General features: G+C 33.9%; 15 protein-coding genes. 11 read left to right on the top strand and 4 right to left on the bottom strand.

Annotated features, from left to right (window positions below; translation table 11 throughout):
- The first annotated feature begins 73 nt into the window (after positions 1–73).
- A complete protein-coding gene (locus tag AAFN75_RS05405) occupies positions 74–1,975 on the top strand; it encodes a hypothetical protein (RefSeq protein WP_411808588.1) in 1,902 nt (633 codons plus the stop codon).
- On the opposite strand, the gene AAFN75_RS05400 is transcribed toward AAFN75_RS05405, so the two are convergent.
- Genes AAFN75_RS05400 through AAFN75_RS05385 form a run of 4 tightly spaced genes read right to left on the bottom strand, consistent with a single transcriptional unit; the run spans position 1,972 to position 4,816 of the window.
- On the bottom strand, positions 1,972–2,535 hold the full coding sequence (locus AAFN75_RS05400) for a 5-formyltetrahydrofolate cyclo-ligase (RefSeq protein ID WP_411808587.1): 564 nt from the start codon (positions 2,533–2,535) through the stop codon (positions 1,972–1,974). The genes AAFN75_RS05405 and AAFN75_RS05400 overlap by 4 nt on opposite strands.
- Entirely contained in the window at positions 2,535–3,509 is a 975-nt protein-coding gene (locus AAFN75_RS05395; protein WP_411808586.1) for a succinylglutamate desuccinylase/aspartoacylase family protein, read from the bottom strand. Before AAFN75_RS05395 ends, AAFN75_RS05400 begins: the two co-directional genes overlap by 1 nt.
- Entirely contained in the window at positions 3,510–4,385 is an 876-nt protein-coding gene (gene rimK, locus AAFN75_RS05390) for a 30S ribosomal protein S6--L-glutamate ligase (RefSeq protein WP_144118189.1), read from the bottom strand.
- Entirely contained in the window at positions 4,382–4,816 is a 435-nt protein-coding gene (locus AAFN75_RS05385; protein WP_144118188.1) for an ATP-dependent zinc protease, read from the bottom strand. Before AAFN75_RS05385 ends, rimK begins: the two co-directional genes overlap by 4 nt.
- A gap of 369 nt (positions 4,817–5,185) precedes the next feature.
- Between AAFN75_RS05385 and uvrC the strand changes: the two genes are divergently transcribed.
- The 10 genes from uvrC (at position 5,186) to AAFN75_RS05335 (ending at position 20,195) form a co-directional block, all read left to right on the top strand.
- Positions 5,186–6,979 carry an excinuclease ABC subunit UvrC gene (gene uvrC, locus AAFN75_RS05380; RefSeq protein ID WP_411808585.1) on the top strand — a complete coding sequence of 598 codons (1,794 nt, stop codon included), beginning with the start codon at positions 5,186–5,188 and terminating at the stop codon, positions 6,977–6,979.
- Positions 6,980–7,066: 87 nt separating this feature from the next.
- Positions 7,067–7,477 carry a hypothetical protein gene (locus AAFN75_RS05375; RefSeq protein ID WP_411808584.1) on the top strand — a complete coding sequence of 137 codons (411 nt, stop codon included), beginning with the start codon at positions 7,067–7,069 and terminating at the stop codon, positions 7,475–7,477.
- A gap of 19 nt (positions 7,478–7,496) precedes the next feature.
- Entirely contained in the window at positions 7,497–9,728 is a 2,232-nt protein-coding gene (locus AAFN75_RS05370) for a patatin-like phospholipase family protein (RefSeq protein ID WP_411809271.1), read from the top strand.
- A 279-nt stretch (positions 9,729–10,007) separates the two neighbouring features.
- Positions 10,008–11,165 carry a homogentisate 1,2-dioxygenase gene (locus tag AAFN75_RS05365; protein WP_411808583.1) on the top strand — a complete coding sequence of 386 codons (1,158 nt, stop codon included), beginning with the start codon at positions 10,008–10,010 and terminating at the stop codon, positions 11,163–11,165.
- Between the two features lie 138 nt (positions 11,166–11,303).
- Positions 11,304–12,464 carry a 4-hydroxyphenylpyruvate dioxygenase gene (gene hppD, locus AAFN75_RS05360; protein ID WP_411808582.1) on the top strand — a complete coding sequence of 387 codons (1,161 nt, stop codon included), beginning with the start codon at positions 11,304–11,306 and terminating at the stop codon, positions 12,462–12,464.
- Positions 12,465–12,871: 407 nt separating this feature from the next.
- On the top strand, positions 12,872–13,654 hold the full coding sequence (locus tag AAFN75_RS05355; protein WP_411808581.1) for a DUF3108 domain-containing protein: 783 nt from the start codon (positions 12,872–12,874) through the stop codon (positions 13,652–13,654).
- Between the two features lie 6 nt (positions 13,655–13,660).
- Complete coding sequence (locus tag AAFN75_RS05350; protein WP_411808580.1) at positions 13,661–14,578, top strand: tryptophan 2,3-dioxygenase family protein; 918 nt, start codon at positions 13,661–13,663, stop codon at positions 14,576–14,578.
- The gene (locus AAFN75_RS05345; protein WP_411808579.1) at positions 14,536–15,870 is read left to right on the top strand and encodes a peptidoglycan DD-metalloendopeptidase family protein; all 1,335 of its coding nucleotides are present in this window, start codon (positions 14,536–14,538) and stop codon (positions 15,868–15,870) included. The genes AAFN75_RS05350 and AAFN75_RS05345 overlap by 43 nt, the downstream gene beginning before the upstream one ends.
- A gap of 5 nt (positions 15,871–15,875) precedes the next feature.
- Complete coding sequence (gene pgi / locus AAFN75_RS05340) at positions 15,876–17,495, top strand: glucose-6-phosphate isomerase (RefSeq protein ID WP_411808578.1); 1,620 nt, start codon at positions 15,876–15,878, stop codon at positions 17,493–17,495.
- A 159-nt stretch (positions 17,496–17,654) separates the two neighbouring features.
- Positions 17,655–20,195 carry a TonB-dependent receptor gene (locus AAFN75_RS05335; RefSeq protein WP_411808577.1) on the top strand — a complete coding sequence of 847 codons (2,541 nt, stop codon included), beginning with the start codon at positions 17,655–17,657 and terminating at the stop codon, positions 20,193–20,195.
- Positions 20,196–20,204: the final 9 nt, after the last annotated feature.

Here is a 20,204-nt window from a genome sequence, read left to right as displayed (position 1 = left end):
AATAATTCTCGTGTAAGTATTGGATTATGTTTTTTGTACTTGTTATCTTTAATGCAGAAAACTAATTCAATTTATGAAAATCAAACAGGGTCCTTTTCTTTTTTTATTTGTGCTTTTTAGTTTTAATGCTATAAAAGCCCAAAACACTTTCGATATTCAATTTCCTAAAACAGAAAGTGAACAAACTCAAAATTGTCAAAGCTGTTATCAATTATTTAGGCAAAAACCTAAGGAAGTTAAGTTTTCAATTAAAAGAGAAAATAATAACCTCTATTTTGAAACTAATGATAAAAAATGGTTCAATTTATTATTTAAAAATGCTGGCGACGGTTTAGCAGTCGATGTTGTAGATAAGAACCGTTATAGCTGTGATGTAGAGTCTGTAGAAAACTCTCAAATTAAAGGAAAACTACTAAAACCAATTTATGGATCTAAATTACGAAGTGGCTTAAAGTCAAATGGAGAAAATAGATTCAGGGTGCATGTAGGTAGATTATCTGATGCGGATATTAACAAGGAGTTGGAATATAATATCCTGTTTTTAAGCAATAAATACTTATGCCAGTATTACGTTATTTATAATTTAGAATCTTACCAATGGGAGCTTTTAGACATGGGTATGTTTCTAGATTCCTTAACCTACAATTTCAAACAAATAAAGGCTACCGCTAAAGAAGGGTATATTATAAAAAATAAAACTTTAAAATTTAAAATACCTTTTGAAAAAAATAAAGCTGAATATTCTCAAGAAGACATCAAACCCATTTACGACTCACTTAGGTTAACAGATTTTAATATAAAAAGTATAAATATTAAAGCCTATTCGTCTGTTGAAGGGAGCTTAGAGCGAAACATTGTATTACAAGAACAACGAGCAAATAGTATAGTTGCAGCGTTGCAATCATTCCAAAAGCCAACTATTAAAACCCAAGTAACATCCTCAGAAAATTGGGTAGAATTCTTAAATGATATTAAAGGAACAAAATTTACTGATTTAGCTAAGCTAAAAAAGAATCAAGTAAAAGCAAAACTCGTAGGTGCTACTTCAACAGAAATGGAACCTATTTTGCAGTATCATAGAAAAGCGGTTTTAGAGTTAGAATTGGAAAAAAAGGACAAGTATAAAACCATGTCACCAGATGAGTTAATTGCTAAATTTAACGCATCGATAAAAGCAGATAAATTAGATGAAGCAATTGAGATTCAAAACTCATTATTCGAAAAGATAAGGAATAAAGAAACCTCGCCCGATATTCTTAAAAAAATGGAAATCCCAAGGCAGGATAAGTTTTATAAAATATTTAATAAAAATTCAGCGTTTCGATACATAATGAATGTAAGACAGTCACTTATTGTATATAATGAGTTGTTAGAGTTAGAAAAATTAGTGCCAAATAATGGTGAGGTTAAGTATAATATAGCGGCAATTAAAATAAGATTATGGCGATTTAGAGCTTTAGAAATAAATGAAACGAAACTCAAAAATCAAATTTCTGCTTTAAAAAATTATGGTATTGAAAGTTCACTTATTTCAAGAATGATGGTTAATTTTCATATTATAAATGCCGAAAATTTAATGCGAGAAAGAGATTATGATAATAAAGATAAATCGGTAACTTTTATAAAAAATAACTATAAAAAATTCTATTTATCGGATTATGATTACTTGAGTTTAGCTCAGTTTTTTAGCTATTATGCAAATGTTGATTTTGCCGTAGAATTGTTAGATGAAAAGGCAAGAACTATTGATATTGATGAAAACTTATTGTTTTACTATTTAAACTTAACGCTCGTAAATAAAGAATTGACCGAGGACGATGATTATAGAACTATTTTATTAAACGCTATAAACATGAATAAGGAGCGATTCTGTAAATTGTATAATAGTGTTGAAGATGGAGGAGTAACTTTTCAGTTATTAGATGATGAGTATTTAAGAGTAACGTATTGCGAGAATTGCGAAAACGGGAACTAAAAAAGATAAACCCCTTTAGGCGTTACACAATAATCCAAACCAATATCACCATCAAAAACATCGGTAATCTCAGTTTCTGCTTCAAAAAAGGACAATCCAATTTTTATAGTTTCGGTTTTACAATCGGCTAAAAATCTATCGTAAAACCCTTTGCCATAACCAACGCGATTGCCTTGTTTATCGAAGGCTAAAAGCGGAATAAATACCACTTCAATTTTATCATTGGTAATTTCAATACCATCAACAGGTTCTGGAATGTTGTATTTGTTTTTCTTAATTACGGTATTATCCGTTAGTAAAAAATGAGTCATTCCGCCAGTTTTAAAATCACTTTTAGAGATTAGTGTGTTTTTGTCTTTACCCGCAAGAATGTTTAATATATAATCGGTGTTAACCTCCTTCTGTTCTGCAATAGCAAGAAAAATATGGTAAAACGAATACTCCCAAATAGGCAATATTAAAAGCTGATTTGAAATAGCTAAACTAAAATCATCAATGTCATTTTCAGACAAATCATTACGAAGGGCTTTATATGTTTTTCGTAATTCGGTTTTAGTCATTACCCTTTTAATTTAGTAGAAATATGAAATAAAGCATCACCTTGATATACAATAGGCGATTCGTTTACATTAATAATATACCCATTGCTAGATGCTTTTACTGCATAGTTAAATTTACCATAAGGATCTGTAATATTACCCAAAACATCGCCTTTTAACACAAATGATCCAATAGGAATCGAGGCTTTAAACATACCAGAATATTTAGCACGCTGCCATTTACTATCATTTATAAAAACAGTGTCTCTTTTAGGCTTAGAAATCTTAAAGGTAGATTGCAGCATACCTAAATGTTTCAATAAACGTTTAGAGCCATTAACGCCAGAGTTGGTTACGGCATCGTCAATATGAAACGATTTTCCGCCTTCAAAAAGCAACAAAGGTTTTCCTAATTTATAGCAGGTTGTTCTAAAGGATTTCGATAAGTTTTTAGAGTACAAAACAAAGGGCGCTCCAAAGGCTTTGGCTAAGTTGTTTAGCTCTTTATTCTCCCTGGTGTAACGTAATTGCGGCGCATTAAATCTGCCCGAACCACCGGTGTGAAAATCGATTATCATATCCACATGTGGTATAATATCGTTTATAAGTTTATGAGCCACACGACCTGCTAACGATCCCGAAGGACTTCCAGGAAATACTCGGTTTAAATCGCGCCCATCTGGAAATTCACGTTTTAAATTTATAAACCCAAAAATATTAATTACCGGCATACAAATTATAGTGCCACATTTGGGTTTGTTAATACCTTTAGATATAAGTTGTCTCACAATTTCAACACCATTTACCTCATCGCCATGTATACCAGCGGTAAACAATAGTGTTGGCCCTGGTTTTTTAGAGCGTTCAATAATAACGGGAATATTTACCGGTGTAGAGGTGTGTAAATTTGCAACATCAAAATTAACCTCTTTGCTTTCACCAGGAGCAACAGTTTCGCCAAAAATGGTTAAGCCATTATTATTTACTTGTGTCATTTATTGTTTGTTTTTTTCTATAAAAGTAATTATCGCCTTAGCAATATTACGTCCTGTTGCAGCTTCAATACCTTCTAAACCCGGTGTCGAGTTTACTTCTAATAATAAAGGACCTCTAGCCGATTGTAACATATCTACCCCACAAACTGGTAATTTTAATGCCTTACTAGCATTCATAGCTAGTTTTAGTTCGTCGTGGTTAAGTTTTATAATGTTTGCCGATCCTCCACGGTGTAAGTTCGATCTAAATTCACCTTCCTTACCTTGGCGTTTCATAGCACCAACAACCTGCCCATCAACTACCAATGCACGTAAATCTGCGCCACCAGCTTCTTTAATAAACTCTTGCACAATAACGCGGGCTTCCAATCCATTAAAAGCTTCTAAAACCGATTCGGCAGCATTTTTAGATTCGGCTAAAACCACACCTAAACCCTGCGTACCTTCAAGTAGTTTAATAATTACAGGCACACCACCAACATGCTCAATAACCTCTTCCACATCGCGCGAATAGTTTGTAAAAACCGTTTTAGGCATACCAATTCCGGCCTTACTTAAACGCTGTAAACTACGCAGCTTATCTCTAGAGCGCTGTATGGCGTCCGATGTTACAATGGTAAAAACACCCATTTCCTCAAACTGTCTCACCACGGCGCAACCATAAAACGTAACCGAAGCTCCAATTCTGGGTATTATGGCATCTACATAATCCAAATACCTATCCTTGTAAAAAATGGTAGGTTTTTCCTTTTCAATAATAATATCACATTTCAAAGGGTCAATAACTTCAATTTTATGTCCTCTCTTTTCACCTTCATCAATCAAGCGTTCAGTAGAATATAAATTTGCGTTTCTAGAAAGTATTACAATATTCATGCTTTGTTTTTACTATTAAAATTAAACGAAACGTTTTCCAAATCTACATCAACTATAAATTTTTGCCTTAAAAATTGCCTGCCAATAAGTACAGGGAATTTCATAGCGTCTCTAGTGCTTAAAGTTAAGTTAATCTTATAAGTTTTACCAAAAAATACTACTTCACTTTTCACTTTATATCTATTTTCTTTATAACCATTGCTGCTTTTTACATCGGTACGCCAAAAGGTATCAAAAATAATCTCTGTTTTACCAAAGTTTTTGTGCACATTACTGTTAAAAATGCACAGTAATGCGTTGTCAACCTCAATAATTTCAGAACAATGTATGGTCGAGGTGTACGCCCCAGTATCCATTTTTACATCAATATTAAATAATCCCAACTGCGGAAAATCAATGATATCAGTACGTCCTAGAATTTTTTTACTCATTTTTTTAAATAAATATTTGTCACTTCAAGTGTCCCAAATCTATTTCAGGATGTCTCTAGAAGTAGGCGTTACCACAAGGGTCGGGCTTGAAGCCTGTCTTGAACCAAGTCTAAAGACTGCAAGTTCTCGCACCTCCTCCTTCGGGCTGTGGGCTTTTCTCTGCAATCCCTAACGCGGGTTAATCCGCGGTCTTTGGTTTTGTCGCCAATTAAAATAATACCAACAAAGGTAGTCGCTTATATCTTTTTTTTAAAGCGGCGCAATGTATATAAATTATCGATTCAAAAAACAAAAAACAAATTTATTTACATAACATTAAATTAGCCATAATTTCTCCCAAAAAGCATTAAAATAATTACCTTTACAGTAATGGATACCCCGACTTTAGATATACAGTTAAAAACATTACCAAACCAACCCGGAGTTTATCAATATTACGATAAAGAAGGGACTATTATTTACGTTGGTAAAGCCAAAAATCTAAAAAAAAGGGTGAGTTCGTATTTTACCAAAACGCATGATAATGGTAAAACTCGGGTTTTAGTAAAAAAAATAGCCAATATAAAACACATTGTTGTCGAAACTGAAACCGATGCTCTTCTACTCGAAAATAACCTTATAAAAAAGCACAAACCACGGTATAATGTTTTGCTTAAAGACGATAAATCCTATCCGTGGATTTGTATAAAAAACGAACGTTTTCCCAGAGTATTCTCTACGCGTCGTGTATTTAAAGATGGTAGCGAATATTTTGGACCATACACCAGCGGAAAAACCGTGCATACGCTACTAGATTTAATAAGAGGCTTGTACAGTTTACGTACATGTAACTTTAATTTATCAGAAGAAAAAGTAGGTGCAGGCAAGTATAAAGTATGTTTAGAGTATCACTTAGGTAATTGCAAAGGCGCCTGCGAAGGCCTCGAAACCGAAGTAGAATACAATAAAAATATTAAAGCCATAAAAGAAATATTAAAAGGTAACTTTAAAGATTCGCTATCACAATTTAAAGTGCAAATGCGCGAGTATGCCGAAAATATGGAGTTTGAATTGGCTCAAAAAATAAAAGAAAAAGTTGAGGTACTAGAAAACTATCAGGCAAAATCTACCATTGTAAATCCAAAAATTAGCAATGTCGATGTGTTTTCGATAATGAGCGACGAGAGTTATGGTTACGTAAACTTTTTGCAATTATCCTACGGTTCTATAATCCGTTCGCATACCTTAGAGATAAAAAAGAAACTAGACGAAACCGATAAAGAATTGCTAGAGTTATCCATAACCGAGATTAGGCAACGTTTCAACTCTAATTCCAAAGAAATTTATGTACCTTTTAAAGTTGATTTAGGAGAAGACTTAAAAGTAACTGTTCCAAAATTAGGCGATAAAAAACATATTTTAGATCTATCGCTTCGTAATGCTAAGTATTTTAGAATGGAGCGTTTTAAGCAAATGAAAATTGTAGATCCCGATAGACATGCCAATCGTATTATGGCACAAATGAAAGTCGATTTACGCCTATCGGAAGAGCCACGACATATCGAGTGTTTCGATAACTCGAACATTCAAGGTACGCATCCGGTAGCTGCATGTGTAGTTTTTAAAAACGGAAAACCAAGTAAGAAAGATTATCGCCATTTTAATATAAAAACGGTAGAAGGTCCAGACGATTTCGCATCTATGGAAGAGGTGGTGTATAGGCGTTATAAACGCTTGCTAGATGAAAACCAACCCTTGCCACAACTAATAATAATAGATGGTGGTAAAGGGCAATTGTCGTCCGCTTTAAAAAGTTTAGAAGTATTAGGGCTTAGAGGTAAAATAGCTATTATCGGAATAGCTAAACGTTTGGAAGAATTATTTTACCCAGACGATCCAATTCCCTTATATTTAGATAAAAAAAGCGAGACCCTAAAAATTACTCAGCAACTTCGAAACGAAGCACACCGTTTTGGTATCGAGCATCATAGAAATAAACGTAGTAAAACAGCGTTAAACACGGAGTTGGAAACCATTGCTGGTGTTGGAGAAAAAACGGTAGTCGAATTATTAAGGCATTTTAAATCGGCAAAACGAGTAGCCAATGCTAAGTTAGATGAGTTGGAAGCTGTTGTAGGTGTGTCGCGAGCCGAAAAGGTCTATAGTTATTACCATGAGAAGTAAATAATCTTTGCCAACCTACAAGGTTTTTAAAACCTTGTAGGTTTGAAATAAAATAAAGTTTTTATTTAAGTGTAATTAAAAAACCTAATGAGAAAATTGGTATTGGCATTTAGTTCATTCATCCTTTTTGTAGGTTGTTTTTCTATTGATACTTCAAACCCTAAAGAAGCTTATAAATACTGGGCAGGAGTTGAGGTTTATGAGGGTATTGAAATTATGAATGGAGAATATTATCAATCTCCTCATTTTACTTTGGAGTATGAGTTTTTTCTAAAATTCAAACCGACCAAAAAATGGTGGAATGAGTTTATTGTTATTAATAATTTGGAGGTGGATAATCAAAATGTAGATTGGTCAGCTTTCACTAAACTACCCAAATGGTTTAAACCAGTATCTAATTATTCCATTTACAGTAAAAATAATGATTTTGACCGCTCCAGATATTTCATAGAGGAAAAAAGTGGAATATGCTATATATACGAAACAGTAGGAATGTAAAGACGAAATCAACTTGAACATAAAAACAATCATATTAACCCTATTTATACTCGTTTCTCTTTCCGCGAAAGCGCAAAATAAGGAATTAGAAAACCCTAGGCCCAAAGTTGGTTTAGTGTTAAGTGGAGGAGGCGCAAAAGGTTTAGCACACATTGGTGTTTTAAAAGTGATTGATAGTTTAGGCATACGAATTGATTATATTGCAGGAACCAGTATGGGTTCTATTATTGGGGCACTTTATGCTTCGGGGTATTCGGGTAAGCAATTAGATTCCATTTTTCATGAAATAGATTTTGATAAAATTATTAATGACGATTTACCTAGGTCCTCAACAGCATTTAGCGAGCGTAGTAATATGGAGAAGTATGCGCTTAAATTGCCGTTTAATAATTTTAAAATAAAATTACCATCGGCGCTTTCTAGAGGCCATAACACTTATAGTTTATTTTTAAAATTACTAATTCACGTTAACGAGATTAATGATTTTAGTAAACTACCTATTCCATTTTTCTGTATTGCAACTAACGTAGAAAAAGGGGAGCAAGTCTTGCTAGAAAAAGGAAATTTAACACAAGCTATTATGGCAAGTTCTGCATTGCCATCTTTATTTCAGCCGGTAAACATTAATAAGGATTTGTTAATTGATGGCGGTGTGGTAAATAATTACCCAGTAGATGAAATTCGTGCTAAAGGCATGGATATTATTATTGGTGTGGATGTGCAAGATGGGTTGGCAAATAGAGATGAGTTAACCTCGGCACCCGATGTTTTAATTCAAATTAATAACTTCAGGACCATTCACGACATGAAGTTTAAAGTCGAAAAAACAGATATTTATATAAAACCCGATATTAGAAAATTTAATGTAGTGTCTTTTGATGAAGGGAAAGAAATAATTAATTCTGGTAAAATTGCAGCGTTAAACGAGTTTGATGCACTAACTAAACTAAGCAAAACCCCTAATATTAATCAAAAGCTGAAAATTAAAGCCATTGATAGCTTAAAAATTAACAATATTGACATTAAAGGGAATAAAAATTACACAAGAGCCTATGTTTTAGGAAAACTTAAATTAAAAAAAGACGAAGTAATAAGTTATCAAGATTTTGCTAAAGGTTTAAATAATTTGGTGGCTACAAATAATTTTAAGGCTTTCGAGTACGAGTTAAAAAGTACGCCAGATAAATCGGGTTACAACATGTTAGCTACGGTAAAAGAACGGCGCATAAATACGTTTTTAAAACTAGGACTCCATTTTGACGATTTATACAAAAGTGGCGCTTTAATTAATTTAACTAAAAAGCAGTTGTTGTTTAAAAATGATGAGGCTTCGCTAGATATTGTTTTAGGAGATAATGTGCGGTATAATTTTGAGTATTTAATCGATAAAGGATTTTATTGGAGTGTAGGTATAAGGTCTCGTTATAATCAATTTCAAAAACAAATAAGTGCACAGTTGTTGTTGGATGATGAGCAAATTACCAACTCTGGTTTAAATAAAATTGATGTAAAGCTTAGGGATCAAATGAATCAGTTTTACCTGCAAACTTTGTTTAGAAGAGATTTTTCATTGAGTGCAGGATTAGAACATAAAAGACTCGAAATAAACTCTGAAACTATATTAGGTAATAGGCCAGATAGAGATTTTCAATTCGAAAATACAGACTATTTAAGCCTTTTTGGAAACCTTAAACTAGATACTTATGACGATAAGTATTTTCCGCGAGAAGGTGTTTATTTTAATGGCGATTTAAATGTTTATATACGTGCATCAGGTTTTGTTGAAGAGTTTAAAGATTTCTCTGTGGCTAAGGCCGAATTAGGCTATGCCTTTGGAGTGTCTGATAAAGTATCCTTTAATATTAAATCGAGTGGAGGCTTTAAATTAGGCGATAAATCCAACCGAACACTCGATTTTGCTTTAGGTGGTTACGGTAACGATTTAATAAATAATTTTATACCATTTTTGGGTTACGATTTTATTTCATTAACGGGTAATAGCTATGTAAAAGCATCCTTTCTTGCAGATTACGAACTTATAAAAAAGCACCATCTTACTTTAGAAGGTAACTGGGCTAATGTAGATGATAATATTTTTGATAGCGGTGAGTGGTTTACGCTTCCAGATTACCGTGGTTATGCTTTGGGTTACGGTATTGAGTCGGTTTTAGGGCCATTGCAAATAAAATATAGTTATTCGCCAGAACAGAGAGCCAGTAATTGGTTTTTTACTATTGGCTTCTGGTTTTAGTAGTTTATTGTCATTCCCAAAAGATGAACATCTTCCAATAGTTAAGGTTAAAGGAATTATCAATAATTTTTCCGATATTTGTAACACTATGACACTTTTTTGGAAAGATTTATTAGCATATCTGCACTACCTCATCAAGAGAAATCCTGAGTGAGTATAAATTCTTTTATTTCTGCGTAGGCAGGAATCTTTTTTTATTTTACTATCTTTATTAGAGTTTGAATATTAGGCTTTTAAAGCTTTTAATGTTTGGCTTTTCATAATTTAAAACATACAAATATGCCTTTTTATCATAAATTAGGAAATATTCCCCCTAAACGTCACACTCAGTTTAGAAAGCCAGATGGTAAATTGTATTCCGAGCAGTTGTTTGGAACCATTGGTTTCGATGGTATGTCCACAAATAGTTACCACGAGCAACGCCCAACGCAGGTAAAAGAAATAAAAAAGCAATACAGCGTTGCTCCAAAAATTGCTTTAAAAAATAATATAAAATCGTACCGCCTAAAAGGGTTTCAGGTTACGCCAGAAAACGATTTTCTAGACAGCCGAAAAACGGTTTTAATAAATAGCGATTGTGCTATAGTTTTGGCAGCACCAAAAGAATCGACCAAAGATTATTTTTATAAAAACACCGATGCCGATGAATTAATTTTCATCCATAAAGGCACTGGGAAATTAAGAACACACTTAGGGAATCTCGATTTTAAATATGGCGATTATCTGTTAATCCCAAGAGGAATAATTTACAAAATAGATTTTAATACCCAAGATAACAGGTTGTTTATTGTAGAGTCTCGCAGGCCAATTTACACGCCAAAACGCTACCGCAATTGGTTTGGGCAAATGTTAGAACATGCGCCATTTTGCGAGCGGGATATTCGCCGTCCGCAAGAATTAGAAACCCATAACGAATCTGGCGAGTTTTTAATTAAAGTAAAAAAACAAGATGATATTATAGAAATGGTGTACGCTTCCCATCCGTTTGATGTGGTTGGCTACGATGGTTACAACTATCCGTATGCGTTTTCAATTCACGATTTCGAGCCTATTACGGGTCGCATTCATCAGCCGCCACCAGTGCATCAAACTTTCGAGACCGATGCTTTTGTGGTGTGTAGTTTTGTGCCACGTTTGTACGATTACCACCCGCTATCCATTCCGGCGCCATATAATCATAGCAATATTGATAGCGACGAGGTGTTATATTATGTTGATGGCGATTTTATGAGCCGAAACGATATTGAGGTAGGTCATATTTCATTGCATCCAGCAGGAATCCCCCATGGTCCGCATCCAGGAGCAACAGAACGCAGTATAGGGAAAACAAGAACCGATGAGCTTGCGGTTATGGTCGATACTTTTAAACCATTAATGGTAACAGAAGAGGCCATGAAAATTGCCGATGAAAGTTATTATAAATCATGGTTGGAGTAATTTTATTAGAAGCTATTTCCTGCTTTCGGCAGTCGCTCTCTGCGAGGAGCTCCAACAAATGCCTCAATCAGGGCTATAAACATCTCATATTCGTTATGGACTAAATAGCTTAACGAATAAACAACTAAACAATTTATCATGAGTAAAGACATAAAATCAGTAAACTACGGATTAGAAAAAATATTTGAAGGCGCACAAGATTTCTTGCCGCTTTTAGGAACAGACTATGTAGAATTCTATGTAGGCAATGCAAAACAATCGGCACATTTTTATAAAACAGCCTTTGGGTTTCAGTCGTATGCTTATAAAGGCTTAGAAACGGGCTCTAAAGATTCCGTTAGTTATGTATTAATACAAGATAAAATTAAATTAGTGCTTACCACGCCACTTACTAGTAAATCGCCAATAAACGAGCATATTGTAAAACATGGCGATGGTGTTAAAGTGGTTGCGCTTTGGGTTGAAGATGCTAAAAAAGCCTACCAAGAAACCACAAGCAGAGGTGCTAAATCCTATATGGAACCCGTTGTTGAAAAGGATGAGCATGGAGAGGTGGTTAGAGCTGGTATTTACACTTACGGCGAAACGGTACACATGTTTGTAGAGCGCAAAAACTACAATGGTGCGTTTTTACCAGGTTTTCAAAAATGGGAAAGCGATTATAATCCAGAACCAATAGGTTTAAAATATATAGACCACATGGTTGGTAATGTCGGTTGGGGCCAAATGAATACTTGGGTAAAATGGTATGAAGATGTTATGGGTTTCGAAAACTTTTTATCCTTTGATGATAAGCAAATACACACCGAATATTCGGCACTTATGAGTAAGGTGATGAGTAATGGTAACGGACGCATAAAATTCCCTATTAACGAACCAGCGAAAGGGAAAAAGCGTTCGCAAATTGAAGAGTATCTGGATTTTTACGAAGGTGCGGGTGTGCAACACATTGCAGTTGCAACCGATGATATTATTAGTTCGGTAAGTGCATTAAGAGCTAGAGGTGTTGAGTTTTTATCTATTCCGCCAGAGGCATATTATAAGGCTGTACCTGGCAGGTTGGAAGAGCATAGCCACGAATTAAGAGAAGATATTGAGGCCTTAAAAAAGTTGGGTATTATGATTGATGCCGACGAGGAAGGTTACCTACTTCAAATTTTTACAAAACCAGTTGAGGATAGACCAACGCTATTTTTTGAAATTATTCAGCGAATGGGCGCAAGAGGTTTTGGTGCAGGTAATTTTAAAGCGCTATTTGAATCTATTGAGCGCGAGCAAGCCAAAAGAGGTACACTTTAATCTAAATTATATCGACCTGCAAGGTTTTTAAAACCTTGCAGGTCTTTTTTCTTTTTTTTACTAAAACATGTTGGTTTAGATTGGCTCCTTGAGGGATGTGTAAAACCAAAAGTTTAATCTTTTATCGTAAAGACCATGCTTAGTTCTGCACTGCGTTAGGGATAGCAGTGGCATCCTTTTTTTGCTTCCGTATATGGCAAAAAAAGATATAGCGTATAGCCCGACCCTTTTGGGAACGCCGAAAACATATTACGAATTCGTTAATTTTTAATATTGTAACACAACTATAACCTGCTTTAAGGTGGCTTATAGAATAAAATTTTTATTTTTGGAACAGTAATTGTAATTTCTAGGTTAAAACAATAAAAGTAACCACAAAGGAGTTACATAACAATTACCCAAAGAGGATGAAAAAATTAGTGCTTATATGTATCGCAATAATGACTATGCAAACGGCTTTTGCTCAGCAAGAATCGGCTTTTCAAGATGGCGAATGGTTTAAATTTAAAATGAGTTACAGCAACTGGCTTAAGGCTGGTAATGCCACATTAGCTGTTAAAGATGCTACGCTTAATGGTAAAGATGTTTATCATGTGGTTGGTAAAGGTTGGACTACCGGAATGATAAAATGGTTTTTTAAGGTTAAAGATCGATATGAAACCTATTTTGATAAGCAAACTATTATGCCGTATAAATTTGTTAGAAATATTGATGAAGGTGGGCATACTAAGGATTTAGAGATTGATTTTGATCAAGTCAATAATAAAGCGCACGTTACTGATAATAAGCACAAAACTAAAAAGGTTTTTACTACGAAGCCTAATATTCAGGACATGGTTTCTACTTTTTATTATTTGCGTAATAATTTAAAAACCGATAAGCTAAAAATAGGTGATGAGGTGCAGATTGATATGTTTTTTGATGAAGAAAATTATGGGTTTAAGTTAAAATATCTTGGCGAGGAAACAATTGACACCGAATTTGGCGATATAGAGTCTTTAAAATTTAGACCTTATGTAATGGCTGGACGTGTATTTAAGGAGGAAGAAAGTTTAACGCTATGGGTGTCAAAAGACAAAAATAAAGTACCTTTACGCATTAAGGCAGACTTAGCTGTTGGGTCTTTAAGAGCAGACCTGGAAGCATTTAAAGGATTAAAACATCCCTTTAAAGTAGTTGTAAATAATTAAGATATTTTGAAATCTAAAATAACCGATCAACTAAACGAAAAATATAATGCAATAGACCAAGATGCTGAGGTGCATTTGGAAGGTTTACTTCATAGCAAACCCATTAATTATTGGGATTATATACAAACCGATGCCTTATTAAGTTTACAGGTACAACGTACTGTTTTTCCCGATGAGAACGTGTTTATTATGTATCATCAGGTTAATGAATTGCTATTTAAAATGGTGCTTTCTGAAATGAATCAAATAGCAGCAATAGAAAACATAGATACCGAAACGTTTACCACCAAAATAATGCGTATTAGTCGATATTTTGATGTGCTAACCTCGTCATTTAGTATCATGAAAGATGGTATGGATGTCGAGCAGTACAATAAGTTTAGAACCACTTTAACGCCTGCTAGTGGCTTTCAAAGTGCACAATATAGAATGGTTGAGTTTGCATCTACAGAGTTAATTAACCTTATTGATAAGCGCTTTAGAGATGGTTTTACTATTGACGATACGTTTATGGATGCTTTTGATCATTTATATTGGCAAGCAGCTGGTAAGGATTTTAAAACGGGTAAAAAAACGTATACACTTTCTGCTTTTGAAGAGCGTTATAAGGATGAATTTATTAGATTTATAAAACGTTATAAGGATAAGAATTTGTGGAGCAAGTTTAAATCGTTGCCAAAAGAGGATCAAGCCAGTAAAGATTTAATAAGTGCCATGAGACACTATGATTATACGGTAAATATAAAATGGGTTATGGCGCATTACGAAACGGCAAACCATTATTTAAATATTAACGGAAAAACTGCCGAGGCTACCGGTGGAAGTGAATGGGTGAAATATATGCACCCAAAATATCAAAAAAGAATATTTTTTCCAGATTTATGGACAGAGAAAGAAAAAGAAACGTGGGGAACAGATATTTAGTTTTAATACTGTGTATTGCATTTGTTTTTGGATGTAAAGACGATAAAGAACCTGTTGTAGAAGATATTGCTGAGGTCATTGAAGAACCGGAAGAGGTTTTAGAATTTGGTTTTAAGGTAGACGACTATGTTATTAAAAGAGATACCATTCGTCGTGGCGATAGTTTTGGCGAAATTCTAGAGCGTAATAAAGTTGGGTATCCTAAAATTTTTAATATAGCAGAAAAAGCAAAGGATACTTTCGATATAAGACGACTTCAAGTAGGGAAACCTTATACGCTTTTATGTTCTAAAGATTCGTTAGAAACTCCTAAATGTTTTATTTATCAGCCTACTTTAGAGGAGTATGTGGTTATAAATTTTCATGACTCTATTCATGCCTATACCAGCAGAAAACCTATTAAATACGTTGAAAAAACAGCTACAGGGATTATTAATAGTAATATTTCCCAAACCTTAGAAGACCAAGGTTTGAGCCCAAGATTAGCTTACAAAATGGCCGACGAAATTTATGCTTGGACCATAGATTTTAGAAGACTGCAAAAAGGAGATAGATTTAAAGTAATTTATACCGATAAGTTTATTGATGATACCATTTACACAGGTGTGCACAATATAAAAGCGGCGTATTTTGAGCATAATAAAGAGCCTTTTTATGCTTTTGAGTTTGTTACCGATTCTGCTAAAGGCATTGTAGATTATTTTAGTGAAGAAGCTAAAAATTTACGTCGCGCGTTTTTAAAAGCCCCAGTAAAGTTTAGTAGAATATCTTCTCGTTATAATCTAAAACGACGTATTGCAGTTTATGGTTTTAAATTACGACCACATAAGGGAACCGATTTTGCGGCACCAATAGGTACGCCTATTATGGCAACAGCTAATGGTACAGTAATCGAGTCTAAGAAAAGAGGTGGTAATGGTAATTATGTAAAAATTAGACATAATGCGACCTACGAAACGCAATACCTTCACATGAAAAGTAGAAAGTCGAAAGTAGGCGATTTTGTAAAACAAGGTGATGTTATTGGATGGGTAGGTATGACCGGAAATACTGGTGGGCCTCACGTTTGTTATCGTTTCTGGAAAAACGGAAAACAAGTCGATCCTTTTAAGCAAAAATTACCAGAAGCTAAACCTATATCTGATTCTTTAAAAGTTGAATACCTTGATTTTATTTCACCTATTAAGCAACAGCTCGATAATATTCATTTCCTAGAAGATATTTTTGAGGACCAGAATCAGCCAGAACAAACCATTAAACAAAATACTAATCAAATTTCATTAAACCGTTAATAGATATGGCATTACCAAGCATTAACCCAACAACAACTAATTCGTGGAATAAATTAAAAGCGCATTTTGACGATGTTAAGGATGTGAAAATGAAGGATTTGTTTGCTAAAGATAGCCAGCGCGCAAATAAATTTACCATTAAGTGGGAAGATTTTTATGTTGATTTTTCTAAAAACAGAATCACAGAAGAAACTTTTAAATATCTGTTAGAATTAGCTGATGATGTTAAGTTGAAAGAGGCTATAAAAAGTCAGTTTTCGGGCGAAATTATTAATGAAACAGAAGGAAGAGCAGTATTGCATACGGCATTAAGAGCGCCAAAAGATGCAGATTTTAAGGTAGATGGTGTAAATGTAATGCCAGAAATATATCAAGTAAAACAAAAAATAGAAGGCTTTACAAACGAAGTTGTTAAAGGCGATAGAAAGGGATACACAGGAAAAGCATTTACCGATGTTGTAAATATTGGTATTGGAGGTTCCGATCTTGGTCCAGCTATGGTGGTTGATACGTTACAGTATTATAAAAATCATTTAACTACGCACTTTGTTAGTAATGTAGATGGCGATCATGTTAATGAAGTTATTAAAAAGCTAGATCCAGAAACAACGCTATTCGTAATTGTTTCAAAAACCTTTACAACGCAAGAAACACTATCTAACGCTAATACATTAAAGGCATGGTTTTTAAAATCAGCTTCAGAAGATGCTATTGCAAAACACTTTGTGGCTGTTTCAACAAATATTAAAAATGTAAAAGCTTTTGGTATTGATGAAAATAATATTTTCCCAATGTGGGACTGGGTTGGTGGTCGTTTTTCATTATGGAGTGCGGTAGGTTTAACTATTAGTTTAGCCGTTGGTTTTAATAATTTTGATAGCCTTTTAAAAGGAGCTAACAAAATGGACGAGCATTTTAAAAATGAAGATTTCGATAAAAATATACCCGTAGTTTTAGCTTTAATTAGTGTATGGTACAATAACTTTTTTGGAGCCGAAAGTGAAGCTATTATCCCATATTCTCAATACTTAAACCAATTTGCAACGTATTTGCAACAAGGTATTATGGAGAGTAACGGTAAAAGCGTAGATAGAAACGGTAATCCAATAGATTACCAAACAGGTACTATTATCTGGGGAGAACCAGGAACGAATTCCCAACATGCTTTTTTTCAATTAATACATCAAGGTACAAAGTTAATACCTGCCGATTTTATTGGGTTTGCTAAATCGTTACACGGTAATCAAGATCATCAAGATAAGTTAACATCTAACTTTTTAGCACAAACAGAAGCGCTTTTAAATGGTAAAACGCGAGACGAAGTTATTGCAGAAGGAACAAGTGAATCAATCATACCATTTAAAGTCTTTGAAGGTAACAAACCTACAAATACCATATATATTAATAAGTTATCACCAGAAAGTTTAGGCGAATTAATAGCAATGTACGAACATAAAATTTTTGTACAAGGTATTATATGGAATATTTTCAGTTACGATCAATTTGGAGTAGAATTAGGTAAGCAATTAGCTAGTAAAATTTTACAAGAATTTAACAATACTGCCAATAATGAACATGATTCTTCAACTATTAATTTATTGAATTATTATAAGCAAATGTCTTAAAACCTAAGATTATTCTTAACAAAATTCCTAAAAGGCAATAATATTTTAAGTGTTATTGCCTTTTTTCTTTTAATAAAATAACTAATTTGTTAATAATTAGTTAATGTTAGTCGATTAATAATCCTTATTTTTGCACCGACTAATTTCAAAAAATTAATTATGAAAAGAACTACGCGTTTTTTAATGTTTACCGTAGCAATGCTATTTTCAGTAGTTGTTATGGCTCAAAGTACAATTTCAGGTGTAATAACTGAAGTAGGCTCTAATATGCCACTTCCAGGTGCAAATGTTATTGAAAAAGGCACTACTAACGGTGTCGTTACCGATTTTGATGGAAATTTCACCATCAACACTAAGTCTTCAACAGGTGATCTTGTTATTTCTTATGTGGGTTACAACTCTAAAACTATTGCTTTTACTGCAAGCGCAAGTTTAGGGAAGATTGCTTTAGAGTCCAGTCAAGTAGGACTTGATGAAGTACAAATTATTGCTTCTGTGGCAGTTGATAGAAAAACGCCAGTGGCGGTTTCTACAATAAAAGCTGATGAAATTTCTTTAAAATTAAGTACACAAGAATTTCCAGAGATTTTAAAATCTACACCTGGTATCTATGCTACCAAACAAGGTGGTGGATATGGTGATGCTAGGGTTAATATTCGTGGGTTTTCTTCTGAAAACGTTGCGGTAATGATTAACGGTATTCCTGTTAATGATATGGAAAACGGAGCTGTTTACTGGTCTAACTGGGCTGGTTTAGGCGATGTTACGTCTACTATGCAAGTACAAAGAGGTTTAGGAGCTTCTAAAGTAGCTGTGCCATCTATAGGTGGAACAATTAACATTATTACAAAAACAACAGATGTTGAAGAAGGTGGTAACTTCTTTACAGGAATAGGTAATAATGGGTATTTAAAATATGGAATGACGTATTCTACAGGTTTATCGGAAAAAGGATTTGCTGCAACTGTAAGTGCTTCTAAAATTGAGGGTGATGGTTACGTTGACGGTACTGAGTTTTCTGGTTATAATTACTTTATAAACTTATCACAACAAATTAATGAGGCTCACAGAATATCTTTTTCTGCATTTGGAGCACAACAAGAGCACGGACAAAGATTCAATCGTTCTACTATAGCAGAGTTACGTCAAACTGAACAAGGTCCTCTAAAAGCTAATAAAGATTGGGGTTATAAAAATGGTGAAGTTTATCACCAATCATATAACTTTTATCACAAACCGCAAATGTCTATTAATCACTTATGGGACATTAATGATAAATCAGTTTTATCAACTGCTGTATATGCATCTTTTGGTAAAGGTGGAGGCCGTAGAGATGAAGGTGATAAAATTGGTTCTGATGATTATAGAATTGGTGGCGTAGATCAACCAATCGATTTTGATACTATTGTAGAAGAAAACATTGCTAATGGTGTTGCAGGATCATCTGATATTATTGCTTCTACTATTAACGGTCATAAATGGTATGGTATATTATCTACTTATAAAAATGATATAACAGATAAATTAGTGCTTTCTGGAGGTTTTGATGGTAGATACTATGTTGGTTCACACTACTACATTGTAGAAGATTTATTAGGAGGTCAGTTCTATTTAGATAACGAAACAGATACAAAAGCTTTTGGTCAAGCCTTACAAGTTGGTGATCGTTACAATAAAGATTACGATGGGTACAATATAAGAACAGGTTTCTTTGGTCAAGCTGAATATCAAGTTAATGATGAAGTTAATGTATTCATGGCTGCCGATGTTTCTAATACGACTTATTTTAAAAAGGAGTTTATGAGTTCTGAAATTCCTGATGGTGATCGTAAATCGGATAAGGTAACTTTTGTTGGTTTTGGTGTAAAAGGTGGTGGTAACTACAATTTAGATGCTAATAATAATGTGTTTGTAAATGTTGGTTATTTTGAAAAAGCTCCATTTTTAGTAAATGTTTTTCCTCAAGAGGACGAGCTAATTTATAATCAAGATGCAGTAAACGAAAAAGTATTTAGTGCTGAGGTTGGTTATGGATTTAGAAGTGAAAAATTATCTGCTAATGTAAATCTTTACCATACAAGATGGTCGGATAAAGCAGAATCAAGACAATTACCAGAAACAGGTAGTGGCGATATATTATACGCAAATATTTTAGGTATTGATGCATTACACCAAGGACTTGAAATCGATTTCAAATATAAACCAACTAGTCAATTAACAATTACTGGTATGGCATCTTTAGGAGACTGGCAATGGAAAAGTAATGTAGATGCTGATATTTTTACTCAGGATGGTGATTTGTTTCAAAGTGTAAAAGTTTTTGCTGATGGTATTAAAGTTGGTAATTCTGCACAAACAACATTTGCTTTAGGTACTTCTTACGATTTTACATTTAACACTAAATTATATGTAGATTACAACTACGCTACTAACATGTACGCGGATTTTGATGTAACAAGTAGAAGTTCTGACGATTTACCAGACGTATGGGAAGCACCAGGTTTTGGTCTTTTCGATGTTGGTTTAAGCCATACATTCAATGTAGGAGAGTTTGAAGCAGTACTTAACGGAAAAATCAATAACTTATTCAATACAGAATATATCTCTGATGCTCAAGATAACGGAGGGTTCGAATCTAATGCCACAGTTTACTACGGTACAGGAAGAACCTATAGTGTAGGATTAAAAGTTAACTTTTAAAAAAAAAGA

Origin of the sequence: Algibacter sp. AS12, assembly GCF_046736315.1 — a bacterium.
Classification (GTDB): Bacteria; Bacteroidota; Bacteroidia; order Flavobacteriales; family Flavobacteriaceae; genus Algibacter_B; species Algibacter_B amylolyticus.
Note: the sequence above shows the minus strand (reverse complement) of the source record. Positions and strands in the feature narration are given on the sequence as shown.